This window comes from Pseudomonas sp. BN417 (genome assembly GCF_029871205.1).
Classification (GTDB): Bacteria; Pseudomonadota; Gammaproteobacteria; order Pseudomonadales; family Pseudomonadaceae; genus Metapseudomonas.
The window spans coordinates 38,292-50,312 of record NZ_SSOJ01000144.1 but is presented as its reverse complement, the minus strand read 5'-3'; the positions used below and the strand labels follow the sequence as shown (position 1 = coordinate 50,312).

Here is a 12,021-nt window from a genome sequence, read left to right as displayed (position 1 = left end):
GCGCGAGTCACCCCTCTCCCCTTGGGAGAGGGGACGGGGGTGAGGGAGCTGTCCGCCGCTCGATCTCCCCCGTTACTTGCCCTGCGCCAACAGCTGCCCGCTCATCGACCGCGCATGGCGGTCCACCACCATTGGCGCGTAGGGCCGGCCGGAAGCGCTGACCAGGGCGTTGCTCTGGCTGTTCAGGTCGCTCAGTGCCGACTTCAGGAAGCTCCAGCGGGTCTTCAGCTTGGCCACCGCCGGGTCTGCCTTGTCGTCCAGCGGCGCCAGTTGCTGGTCGATGTCCGGCAGCAGGCCGCGCTCATCCTGGCCAATGTAGGTGTCGCTATTCTCCCGGGCGATTTCGAAGGTGCCGATGTAGGAGCGGCTCAGGTACTGCACGTTGAGGTACTCGACCTTGGCCGGCAGATCCTCGGCGCCGGTCTGGGTGTGGGCGGCGATGAGGAAGTCGCGCAGGGCCTTGGCGAGTTCCTGGGGGTAGCGCCAGGGCACGTCTTCTTCCTTGTGGCCGAAGGAAACACCGCGCTCGAGCTGGGTAACAAGGATCTCGCGAGCCTTGGCCAGGGCCTCGCCGGGCTCTGCGACGCGCCCGAACGCCGCGTTCAGCGCGTTGAGGTCCGCTGCCAGGCGCGCCGAATGGGTTTCCTGGAAACCTTCGCCACGGAACAGCAGCAGGCTGCTGGCGGCGCGGCAGGCATGCACCTGCACCAGTTCCAGGGGCGGGAGTTCGTCGGCGGCCACAGGGGCGAAACTGGCCGCCAGGCTGATCAGCAGGCTCAATAGCTGGAAAAACAGGATCTTGCGAACCATGTCGGGTGCTCCTTTTGTTGTTCTTGTGAGGAGTCGATATTGGCGTCAACGCGCCGTCGAGGGTGCTGGAACAGCCTACTGAGCCGGGGCCGCCAGGCTATAACCCGAAAGAGTGATTTGCTGGGGGCGGGGCGAATTTTTCAGGCGCCGGACACGAGTTTGCGCAGCACCTCGGCGCTGGAGGCGTCGGCAGGGAAGAAGGTTTCCAGGGCCAGTTCGGCCAGGGTTACGTCCACCGGCGTACCGAAGACGGTGGTGGTGCTGATCAGGCTGAGCACGCCGAAGTCGGTGGCAAGTTGCAGTGGCACCAGTACCGCCTCGCCGGGCAGCTCGCCCTCGTCCTCCGGCGCCGGGTACGTGCGCAGTTCCTCCAGCAACGCCTGCAGGCCCTCGTCCGCCGAGAGGTCGACGTCGCGCCGCAGCCTCGAGAGCAGGTGCGCGCGCCATTGCCCGAGGTTGAGGATGCGTGGCGCCAGCCCCCGGGGGTGCAGGCTGAGGCGCAGCACGTTCAAGGGCGGTGCCAGCAACTCCTCGGCGACGCCGATCAGGAAGGGCGCCACCGCGGCATTGGCGGCCAGCAGGTTCCACTGGCGGTCCACCGCCAGGGCCGGGTTCGGTTCATGGGCCTTGAGCAGCTGTTCGATGGCCTGGCGCGCGGCGTCCAGCGCCGGGTCGGCCAGGTCGCGTTGGGAGAACAGCGGCGCATAGCCGGCCGCTGTCAGCAGGCGGTTGCGTTCGCGCAGGGGGATTTCCAGCTGCTCGGCCAAGTGCAGCAGCATCTCGCGGCTGGGGTGGGCGCGGCCGGTCTCGACGAAGCTCAGGTGGCGCGTGGAAATCTCCGCATCACAAGCCAGGTCGAGCTGGCTCAGGCGGCGCCGCTGGCGCCATTGGCGCAACAGGGCGCCGACGGGGTGGGGATGGGTATTCATGGCACCGACGATAGTTCAGGGAGGGAATGTCGGCCATTACCTGGCAGGTAATCGACGCTGCGTGGATTTCGCACAAACCTGTCGCCAAGCGCCACGTCGGCGCCCCATCCGACAGGAGGATTCGCCATGACCCATCTCACCATGTCCCCGTTGCTGCGCCGTGCCCTGCAAGCCGATGCCCTGGCCAGCGGCACCATGGGCCTGTTGCTGGCGCTGGCCGCCGGCCCCCTGGAAGAACTGCTGGGCCTGCCCCGCGCACTGCTGGTGGGCGCCGGCATCGGGCTGCTGCCCTTCGCCCTGGCGCTGGGCTGGCTGGCCAACCGCGAGAGCGTACGCCGCGGCTGGATCTGGGGGGTGCTGGCGATCAATGCGGTCTGGGTGATCGACAGCCTGTCGCTGCTGGTCAGCGGCTGGGTGGAGCCGACCCTGCTGGGCAAGGTCTTCGTGATCGGCCAGGCGGTGGCGGTGGCCCTGCTCGCCGAACTGGAGTTCTTCGGCTTGCGTCGGTCCCAGGTCGAGGCCGCATGAGTGGCTGGTGGCGCCGGTCGCTGCGGCCGGCGCTGTCGCTTCAGAACAGGCCGCGCAAGGCCAGGTCGCTGCCGAGCAGCAGCAGGCCGATGAAGAACCAGCGGCGGAAGCGTTCGGCGCTGATGCGCTTGCGCAGCCAGGTGCCCCCGGCCATGCCCAGCAGTGCTGGCAGCAGGGCGAGCATGGAGGCGCCGAGCACTGCGGGTTGCAACAGTTCGCCGCTGTGCCCGAGGCTGACCGCCAGGGCAAGGGTGGAGGCGCTGAAGGACAGGCCCAGGGCCTGCACCAGTTCATCCTTCTCCAGGCCGATGGCCTGCAGGTAGGGCACCGCGGGGATCACGAAGACCCCGGTCAGCGCCGTCAGGGCGCCCGTAACCGCGCCTATCACCGGGCCGAGCCAGCCTTCGTTGGCCGGGGCCACGCTGAAACGCACCGAAGCCAGCCCGAGCAGGGCGTAGGCCACGAGGGCGATGCCGAGGATGGACGTGGCTTCGGGCAGCTCGGCGGCATTCACCAGCCAGGTCATGGCCCAGGTGCCGGCGCAGATGCCCGCCAGCATCGGCCCGAGCCGGCGCAACATGGCCAGCGGGCTGCTGCCGGCGGCCAGCTGCCAGATGTTGGTGACCATGGACGGCACTATCAGCAGGGCGGCCGCCTGCATCGGCGGCATCACCAGGCCCAGCAGGCCGACGGAAATGGTCGGCAGGCCGAGGCCGACCACGCCCTTCACCGTGCCGGCGAGCAGGAAGGTGGCGGCGATCAGGGGCAGGTAGGCAATCAGTTGTTCGGCCACGGTTTCACTCCTTGTGTCGGTTGCGCGCACTGGCGCGCCGGTGGATTCGTGGCCAGTATCTCCGCCGGACGACCGACATGTTTCGCGATGGGGTGAAGTATGGAATACACACCGGGTATCAGTTCAATGGCTGCGTTGCTCGCCGATGCCGGGCGCATGTCGATGATCTGGGCGCTGATGGATGGCAGTGCGCGGCCGGCCGGGGAGCTGGCGCTGCTGGCGGGGCTATCGCCTTCGTCCACCAGCGCGCACCTGGCCAAGCTGGTGGAGGGCGGCCTGCTGGCGCTGGAAACCCGCGGCCGCAACCGCTACTACCGACTGGCCGGGCCCGAGATCGGCCAGGCCGTGGAAGCCCTGGCCAGCGCTGCACTGGCCGCCCAGCCGCGCAAGTTGCGGCCGGTGCCAGTGTCCCGTGGCACGCCGCTGGCCCTGCGCGAGGCGCGCACCTGCTACGACCATATGGCTGGCGAGCTGGCAGTCGGGGTCTATGCGCGCATGGCCGATGCCGGCTGGCTGGCGCCCCAGGGCAACGACTTGGCCATCACCGAGGCCGGCGCTCGCGGCCTGGCGGCGCTGGGCATCGATGTCGCCAACCTGCGGCGCCGGCGGCGCCAGCTGGTCTGTGCCTGCCCCGACTGGAGCGAGCGCAAGCCGCACCTGGGTGGCGCGCTGGGGGCGGCGGTGCTGGAGCTCTGCGAGCAGGCGGGCTGGTTGCGCCGCTCGAAAGAGTCGCGGGCGCTACATGTGTCGCCGGCGGGGCGCAAGGCGATAGGGGAGATCGCCTTGTAGGTTGGGGTTGAGCGAAGCGAAGCCCAACGAGCGGCCAGAAGGGGAGCCAGCAGGGCATCGGTTCGTAGGGGGCGGCGTTGCCGCCCATGTTGGGCTTCGCTGAGCTCAGCCCAATCTACGGTGCCAAGGTCGAATCATCAGAACCCCGCCGCCTGCTGCCAGGCCTTGGGTTTGAAGTACAGGGTTTCGCCACGCACCAGTCCCACCAGGCTGTCGTGGTCCTTGACCACTTCGGCCTCGATCAGCTCGTCCTGGCCGTCCACCTTGAGGGTCACCCGGGTGATCGCGCCCAGGGGGCGAATGTCGCGGACTTCGGCGGCACGGTGCTCGGCCACTTCCTGGCGCGACAGCGAGACCTCGTGGGGACGGAACAGCAGGTGCTGGTCGTCGCCCAGGTGCAGGCGGTTGGAGTCGCCGAGGAAGTGGTAGACGAAATCGCTCGCCGGGTTCTCGTAGACCTCGCCCGGCGCGCCGATCTGCTCGATCACACCCTTGTTCATCACCACGATGCGGTCGGCCACTTCCATGGCTTCTTCCTGGTCGTGGGTGACGAATACCGAGGTCAGGTTGATCTCCTCGTGCAGGCGCGCCAGCCAGCGCCGCAGCTCCTTGCGCACCTTGGCGTCGAGGGCGCCGAAGGGTTCGTCGAGCAGCAGGATCTTCGGCTCCACCGCCAGGGCGCGGGCCAGGGCGATGCGCTGGCGCTGGCCGCCGGAAAGCTGTTCCGGGTAGCGGTCGGCGAGCCAGTCCAGTTGCACCATGTTCAACAGCTCGTGGACCTTCTCGGCGATCTGCTTCTCGGCCGGGCGCTCGCGCTTGGGCTTCATGCGCAGGCCGAAGGCGACGTTGTCGAACACCGTCATGTGGCGGAACAGGGCGTAGTGCTGGAACACGAAGCCGACGTTGCGATCGCGCACGTCGTGCTGGGAGACGTCTTCGCCGTGGAACACGATGCTGCCCACGTCCGGAGTCTCGAGGCCGGCGATGATCCGCAGCAGGGTGGTCTTGCCGCAGCCGGAGGGGCCAAGCAGGGCGACCAGTTCGCCGCTGTGGATATCCAGGTTGATCGCGTTGAGCGCCTTGAAGGCGTTGAAATTCTTGCTGACGTTACGGATTTCGATGCTCATGACTCATTCCTCATCAGCATTGGATTTCAGGCGGGAAAGACGCGACTCGCTCCACTGCTTGAGCAGCAGGATGCACAGCGCCAGGATCAGCAGCAGGCTGGCGACGCTGAAGGCGGCGACGTGGTTGTACTCGTTGTAGAGGATCTCGACGTGCAGCGGCAGGGTGTTGGTGACGCCGCGGATGTGCCCGGACACCACCGACACCGCACCGAACTCGCCCATCGCCCGCGCCGTGCAGAGCACCACGCCGTAGATCAGGCCCCATTTGATGTTCGGCAGGGTCACGTGCCAGAACATCTGCCAGCCGTTGGCGCCGAGCAGGCGCGCGGCCTCTTCTTCCTGGGTGCCCTGTTCCTGCATCAGCGGGATCAGCTCGCGGGCGACGAAGGGGAAGGTGACGAAGATGGTCGCCAGGACGATGCCGGGAACGGCGAAGACGATCTGGATGTCGCGGTCCTGCAGCCAGGTGCCGAAATAGCCCTGGGCGCCGAACAGCAGCACGTAGACCAGGCCGGCGATCACCGGCGAGACCGAGAACGGCAGGTCGATCATGGTCACCAGCAGGCTCTTGCCACGGAACTCGTACTTGCTCACGCACCAGGCGGCGGCGACGCCGAACACCAGGTTGAGCGGTACCGAGATGAACACGGCGATCAGGGTCAGCTTCAGTGCGGAGAGCGCGTCCGGTTCGAAGATGGCGCTGAAGAAGGTGCCCAGGCCCTGCTTCAGTGCCTCGCTCAGCACCACCAGCAGCGGCAGCAGGAGGAACAGGGCGAAGGCCAGCCAGGCGCCGGCGATCAACAGGCGGCGGCCCCAGGCGCTACCGCGGCGGGCGGCATTGGCGGAGGACGCTGTTGTCAGCGTTGCGGAACTCATGGCGTTCTCCTCAAGGGGTCTCGATGCGACGTTGCAGCAGGTTGATCAGCAGCAGCAGGACGAAGGCCACCACCAGCATCAGCACGCCGATGGCGGTGGCGCCGGTGTAGTCGTACTGGTCCAGCTTGACCATGATCAGCAGCGGCAGGATCTCGGTCTTCATCGGCATGTTGCCGGCGATGAAGATCACCGAGCCGTACTCGCCCACGCCCCGGGCGAAGGCCAGGGCGAAGCCGGTCAGCCAGGCCGGCAGCAGGGCCGGCAGCAGCACATGGCGGAACACCTGGCCCGGCTTGGCGCCGAGGCAGGCGGCGGCTTCCTCCACCTCGCGGGGGATGTCGGCCAGCACCGGCTGCACCGTGCGTACCACGAAGGGCAGGGTGACGAAAGTCAGCGCCAGGGTGATGCCGAGTGGGGTGTAGGCGATCTTGAAGCCGAGGTCGGTGGCGAACTGGCCCACCAGGCCGGCCGGCGCGTAGAGCGCGGTGAGGGCGATGCCTGCGACCGCCGTCGGCAGTGCGAAGGGCAGGTCGACCATGGCGTCGATCACCTTGCGGCCGAAGAAGTCGTAGCGCACCAGCACCCAGGCCAGCAATGTGCCGATGATGCCGTTGAGCACGGCGGCGGCCAGGGCGGTGCCGAAACTGAGCTTGAGGGCGGCGAGTACGCGGGGGGCGCTGATGATGGTCCAGAACTGGTCCCAGGTCAGTTCGGTGGTCTTGAGGAACAGGGCACCGAGGGGAATCAGGACCAGCAGGCTGAGATACACCAGGGTGTATCCCAGGGTCAGCCCGAAGCCGGGTATGACCGGTGAGATGCGTCGCGACATGTTCTGTCCTTACTCTGCGTTGGAACGCTTGGTTTCTCCGGAACCGGCCCCGTCGGGCCGCTTCCAGCAAACAGGCCCGATCCGTGGATCAGGCCTGGTTTCGCTCCCTCCCTGGAGCGCCTCGATGGGTATCGCTCCGCTCCACCCATCCTACGAGGAGCGCCGGAAGCCGTAGGATGGGTGGAGCTTGCGATACCCATCAAAAGCCCGCCGGCATGGGGCGCTTATTGCGCCTGGTAGATCTGGTCGAAGATGCCGCCGTCGTTGAAGAACTTGGGTTGCGCTTCCTTCCAGCCGTTGAAGTCCTTGTCCACGGTCACCAGGTCGAGTTTCGGGAACTGCTTGGCGAACTCGGACGCGACCTTCTCGTTACGCGGACGGTAGAAGTTCTTCGCCGCGATACGCTGGCCTTCCTCGCTGTAAAGGTACTGCAGGTAGGCTTCGGCGACCTTGCGGGTGCCCTTCTTGTCGACGTTCTTGTCCACCACCGAGACCGGCGGCTCGGCCAGGATCGACAGGCTCGGCGCGATGATCTCGAAGTTCTCGCCGCCCTGTTCCTTCAGGGCCAGGAAGGCCTCGTTCTCCCAGGCCAGCAGCACGTCGCCGATCTGGTTGTTGACGAAGGTGATGGTCGAGCCGCGGGCGCCGGTATCCAGCACCGGTACGTGCTTGTACAGCTCCTTCACGTATTCCTGGGCCTTGGCGTCGCTGCCGTACTGCTTCTTGGCCCAGGCCCAGGCGGCCAGGAAGTTCCAGCGGGCGCCGCCGGAGGTTTTCGGGTTCGGGGTGATGACTTCAACGCCGTCCTTGGTCAGGTCGCCCCAGTCCTTGATGCCCTTGGGGTTGCCCTTGCGTACCAGGAACACGATGGTCGAGGTGTAGGGGGTGCTGTTCTGCGGCAGGCGCGCCTGCCAGTCGGCCGGGATCAGCTTGCCGAGCTTCTGCAGCTCGTCGATGTCGCCGGCCAGCGCCAGGGTCACCACATCGGCCTTCAGGCCGTCGATCACGGCGCGGGCCTGCTTGCCGGAGCCGCCGTGGGACTGCTGGATCTTCACGTCGTCGCCACCCTCGGCCTTCCAGTGCTTGGCGAAGGCGGCGTTGTATTCCTGGTAGAGCTCACGAGTCGGGTCGTAGGACACGTTGAGCAGTTCGGTGGCGGCGGCGGCCGGGCCGGCGATCAGGGCGCTGGCAAGGGCGGCGAGGGCGAAACGGCGAATCGACATCATCAAGCTCCTGGAATCTGAATTTTTTGGTGTTGGCTAGGGCTGTAGTTTTGTGTTCGTCGATACGCCCTCCGGCTGTCCGGTCGGGCCTTAAGCCTGCTGCGCGTCGGTCAGGCTGCGTTGAAAAGCGCCTCGGGATGCTCATTTACAGTCGTAAACTCCGCTCCCTCGTCCCTTTTCGCCTTGCCTGCCTCTAGCTCGCGAGGCTTGAACGGAAATCAGTGAATCAGCTGTTGCGGTTGCTCGGCGGCTGCAGGCGGAATTTCTCCTTGCGCTCGATCTGCACCACCTGGCCGTTGTGCACGGTGATCTCCACCGAGCCGAATCGCAGGCCGTGCAGGGCGCTCTGGATCTCACGCAGGATGCTGGCTTCGTCCTGGCCTTCCAGGCTACGGAGGGTTGCGCTCATGGTCGTGCTCCTTGATGAGGGCCCGCGGCAATGGACGGGAAGGGTTTCCGCGTGGCATGGAGCGCATCTTAAGCAGGGTGACAATATTCTTAAAAATACTATTTGAGAATGTTTATATAACCAAAATCAATGTTGAAGGAAGGCAGGCAGCGCGCCGCAGGGAGCGTCCAGCGTCCTGTCGGCCCTGGCTTCCACCGGGTTTCAGGCCAGCGACCAGCGCTGTTCCACTTCTGCTGCTGGCAGTGGACGGCTGAACAGGTAGCCTTGGCCATAGTCGCAGCCCAGCTCACGAAGGAAGCCGGCCTGGGCCTCCGTCTCGATGCCTTCGGCCAGCACGCTGAGGCCGAGGCTGCGGCCCAGGGCGGTGACGGCGCGGGCGATGGCGATGTCGTTCTGGTCGGCCGGCAGGCCACGGATGAAGCTCTGGTCGATCTTCAACTTGTGCACCGGCAGGCGCTTGAGGCGCTGCAGCGACGAGTAGCCAGTGCCGAAGTCGTCGATGGCCAGGCGTACGCCCAGCTCCCGCAGGCGGCCGAGCAGCGCCTCGGCGGTGTCCGGGTCCTCCATCACCGCGCTTTCGGTGATCTCCAGCTCCAGGTACCTGGGCGCCAGTCCGGTGGCGGCCAGGACGCCGGCCACTTCGTCGTACAGCTCGGCGCGGCGGAACAGCCGGCAGGACAGGTTGACCGCCACGAAGGCCAGGCCGCGATCCTCCTCCAGCCAGCGCCGCATTTGCCGACAAGCCTGTTCCAGGACCCAGGCGTCGATATTGCCGATCAGCCCGCTTTCCTCGGCGACCGGCAGGAACTCGCCCGGCGGCACCAGGCCGCGCTCGGGGTGCTCCCAGCGCACCAGGGCTTCGAAGCCGATCAGCTGGCCGTCGGCCAGGCGGTGGATGGGCTGGTAGTGCACGCGTAGCTGGCCCTGCTCCTGGGCCCGGCGCAGGGCGCTGACCAGCTGGACGCGCTGGCGCGCCTGCTCGGTCAGTTCCTGGCTATAGAAGGCGTAGACGTCGCGGCCGCTGTTCTTGGCCTTGGACAGCGCCGAGTCGGCATTGCGCAGCACCTGCTCGACACTCTCGGCGTCCGCGGGGAACAGGGCGATGCCTAGGCTCGCGCTGATGAACAGGTCGTGTCCCTCCAGGCGGAAGGGCTTGGCCAGCTCCACGCGGATGCGTTCGGCCAGGTCCGCTATCTGCTCGGCCTGGGGGCAGTTCTCCCAGAGCAGGCCGAACTCGTCGCCGCCCAGGCGCGCAAGGCTCATGCCGCCTTGCACCAGCCCTTGCAGGCGCGTGCCGACCCTCTTCAGCAGCAGGTCGCCCTGGGAGTGGCCGAGGCTTTCGTTGATGTGCTGGAAGTGGTCCAGGTCCAGCAGCAGCAAGGCGCCGCCCAGCTTCTCGCGGCGCGCGCGCTCCAGCACATGCTCGACGCGTTCGGTGAAGAGCAGGCGGTTGGGCAGGTTGGTCAGCGGGTCGTGGTGGGCGAGGAAGTCCAGCTCGTGCTGGGAGCGCTTGATCGCGCTGATATCGGAGAACACCGCGACATAGTGGGTCAGTTGGCCCGCCTCGTCCTGGATGGCGCGGATGTTCTGCCAGAGCGGATAGATCTCGCCATTCTTGCGCCGGTTCCACACCTCGCCACTCCATTCCCGGCGGCTCTCCAGTGCGTGCCACATGGACTGGTAGAAGGCCGGGGCGTGGCGGCCGGAGCTGAAGATGCGCGGGTTCCGGCCCAGCACCTCGGCCTCCTCGAAGCCGGTGATGCGGGCGAAGGCGCGGTTGACGTGGACGATGTCGCTCCGCGCGTCGGTGACCAGCACGCCTTCCTGAGTGGCGTCGAATACCGCGGCGGCCTGGCGCAGGCTGCTTTCGTGGGCGCGGCGGGCGTCCAGGTACTGCTTCAGGTGGCGCAGGTGCAGGCACAGGAGGGCGTAGAGCAGCAGGCTGGTGATCGCGACGAAGAGCAGGCCCTTGGCGGTCTGCAACTCGGCCAGCAGCTCGGCGTCGCCCACCAGCTTCACGAGCAGGCGGTCGCTGAACGTCACCCAGAGACTGGCGAGGATGAAATAGGGCAGCACCAGCTTCATGGCGCTGAACTTCTGACGCATGGTTTGCCGTCCTGGCTGGGGGAAAGGCGGGGCGCGTAGTATAAATCAACGCGCTTTGGCGGGTTTTCTATCTAAAAGACAGGATGGTTTTCTCCTGAGGCTTTGTGATAATCCGAGCCAGGCTTGTCTCTAAAGCCCCGTTCACTTCACCCGAGGCAACACCATCCATGTGGTACAACGGACTTCTCGACCTGTCGCCGCGGCAACTGGTGGCGGTCACCCTGGTGCTGACCCATGTCACCATCGTCAGCGTCACCGTCTATCTTCACCGTTATTCGGCTCACCGCTCGCTGGAGCTGCATCCGGCGCTCAAGCATTTCTTCCGCTTCTGGCTGTGGATGACCACCGCCATGAACACCCGCGAGTGGACCGCCATCCACCGCAAGCACCACGCCAAGTGCGAAACCGTCGACGATCCCCACAGCCCGGTGGTCAAGGGCCTCTGGACCGTCCTGCGCAAGGGTGCCGAGCTCTACCAGGAAGAGGCGAAGAACGAGGAAACCCTGCGCATCTACGGCAAGAACTGCCCGGATGACTGGATGGAACGCAATGTCTACTCGCGCTTCCCCATTGGCGGCGTGACCCTGATGGCGCTGATCGACCTGGCGCTTTTCGGCGCCGCCGGTCTCACCGTCTGGGCCGTGCAGATGATCTGGATCCCGCTCTGGGCCGCCGGTGTCGTCAATGGCCTGGGCCATGCCATCGGCTATCGCAACTTCGAATGCCGCGACGCTGCCACCAACCTGGTGCCCTGGGGCATCCTGATCGGCGGCGAGGAGTTGCACAACAACCACCACACCTATCCCAACTCCGCCAAGCTTTCGGTGCGCAAGTGGGAGTTCGACATGGGGTGGGCCTGGATCAAGCTGTTCAGCCTGCTGGGCCTGGCCAAGGTGCAGCGCGTGGCGCCCATCGCCCACCGCGTGGAAGGCAAGGGCAGCCTGGACATGGACACCGCCATGGCTATCCTCAACAACCGTTTCCAGATCATGGCCCAGTACCGCAAGCTGGTGATCGGCCCGCTGGTGAAGCAGGAGCTGGCCAAGGCCGACGAGTCGGTACGCCACCTGTTCCGCCGCGCGAAGCGCCTGCTCTCCCGTGAGACCAGCCTGCTCGACGAGCGCCACCAGGCGCGCATCGCCGCCATGCTGGAACAGAGCCAGGCGCTCAAGGTGATCTACGAGAAACGTCTGGCACTGCAGCAGATCTGGGTCAAGACCAGCGCCAACGGTCACGACATGCTAGCCGCCATCAAGGATTGGGTGCAGGAAGCCGAGTCCAGCGGCATCCAGTCCCTGCGCGACTTCGCCGAACAGCTGAAGACCTACTCCTTGCGTCCGGCAACCGCCTGACTCGGGAGGCACCTTGAAAAAAGGCCGGCAGAGATGCCGGCCTTTTTTGTGGGGGCGAATTCATTGGCTATGTCTGCGTTAGCTGTTGCAGCACCGAATAGAAGCGTCTAGCACGGACCTTTCAGACCTGCGCACCTGCCTGACACATCCCTCTCCCCCGGCCCCTCTCCCTGAAGAGGAGAGGGGTGACTCGCGCCGGACAGGACGCGGTAATCCTGACGCCTGGTCAGTGCCTGAACCTGTGCAGAAG

12 protein-coding genes are annotated in these 12,021 nt (G+C 66.2%); 3 read left to right on the top strand and 9 right to left on the bottom strand.

Annotation, left to right across the window (positions count from 1 at the left end):
- Positions 1-72 precede the first annotated feature (72 nt).
- Positions 73-810 carry a hypothetical protein gene (locus tag E8F11_RS21925; protein ID WP_280290982.1) on the bottom strand — a complete coding sequence of 246 codons (738 nt, stop codon included), beginning with the start codon at positions 808-810 and terminating at the stop codon, positions 73-75.
- Positions 811-950: 140 nt separating this feature from the next.
- Positions 951-1,739 (bottom strand): helix-turn-helix domain-containing protein, encoded by a 789-nt coding sequence (locus E8F11_RS21920; RefSeq protein WP_280290981.1) that lies wholly within the window; start codon positions 1,737-1,739, stop codon positions 951-953.
- 126 nt (positions 1,740-1,865) lie between these two features.
- Between E8F11_RS21920 and E8F11_RS21915 the strand changes: the two genes are divergently transcribed.
- Positions 1,866-2,267, top strand: a complete 402-nt coding sequence (locus E8F11_RS21915; RefSeq protein WP_280290980.1) for a hypothetical protein — start codon at positions 1,866-1,868, stop codon at positions 2,265-2,267.
- Between the two features lie 40 nt (positions 2,268-2,307).
- Here E8F11_RS21915 and E8F11_RS21910 read toward each other — a convergent pair whose 3' ends face one another.
- Complete coding sequence (locus E8F11_RS21910; protein WP_280291026.1) at positions 2,308-3,048, bottom strand: sulfite exporter TauE/SafE family protein; 741 nt, start codon at positions 3,046-3,048, stop codon at positions 2,308-2,310.
- 111 nt (positions 3,049-3,159) lie between these two features.
- Between E8F11_RS21910 and E8F11_RS21905 the strand changes: the two genes are divergently transcribed.
- Positions 3,160-3,849 carry a helix-turn-helix domain-containing protein gene (locus E8F11_RS21905; protein ID WP_280290979.1) on the top strand — a complete coding sequence of 230 codons (690 nt, stop codon included), beginning with the start codon at positions 3,160-3,162 and terminating at the stop codon, positions 3,847-3,849.
- 137 nt (positions 3,850-3,986) lie between these two features.
- Here the strand turns inward: E8F11_RS21905 and E8F11_RS21900 are convergent, their stop codons facing one another.
- The 6 genes from E8F11_RS21900 to dibA form a co-directional block, all read right to left on the bottom strand.
- On the bottom strand, positions 3,987-4,976 hold the full coding sequence (locus E8F11_RS21900; RefSeq protein ID WP_280290978.1) for a sulfate ABC transporter ATP-binding protein: 990 nt from the start codon (positions 4,974-4,976) through the stop codon (positions 3,987-3,989).
- A gap of 3 nt (positions 4,977-4,979) precedes the next feature.
- Entirely contained in the window at positions 4,980-5,852 is an 873-nt protein-coding gene (cysW, locus tag E8F11_RS21895; protein ID WP_280290977.1) for a sulfate ABC transporter permease subunit CysW, read from the bottom strand.
- 10 nt (positions 5,853-5,862) lie between these two features.
- A complete protein-coding gene (cysT, locus tag E8F11_RS21890; RefSeq protein WP_280290976.1) occupies positions 5,863-6,681 on the bottom strand; it encodes a sulfate ABC transporter permease subunit CysT in 819 nt (272 codons plus the stop codon).
- Between the two features lie 224 nt (positions 6,682-6,905).
- Entirely contained in the window at positions 6,906-7,904 is a 999-nt protein-coding gene (locus E8F11_RS21885) for a sulfate ABC transporter substrate-binding protein (RefSeq protein WP_280290975.1), read from the bottom strand.
- Between the two features lie 226 nt (positions 7,905-8,130).
- Positions 8,131-8,313, bottom strand: a complete 183-nt coding sequence (oscA, locus tag E8F11_RS21880) for a sulfur starvation response protein OscA (RefSeq protein WP_280290974.1) — start codon at positions 8,311-8,313, stop codon at positions 8,131-8,133.
- A gap of 201 nt (positions 8,314-8,514) precedes the next feature.
- Positions 8,515-10,419, bottom strand: a complete 1,905-nt coding sequence (dibA, locus tag E8F11_RS21875) for a phosphodiesterase DibA (RefSeq protein WP_280290973.1) — start codon at positions 10,417-10,419, stop codon at positions 8,515-8,517.
- Between the two features lie 167 nt (positions 10,420-10,586).
- On the opposite strand from dibA, the gene desA reads away from it, so the two are divergent.
- Positions 10,587-11,771, top strand: a complete 1,185-nt coding sequence (gene desA / locus E8F11_RS21870; protein ID WP_280290972.1) for a delta-9 fatty acid desaturase DesA — start codon at positions 10,587-10,589, stop codon at positions 11,769-11,771.
- Positions 11,772-12,021 lie beyond the last annotated feature (250 nt).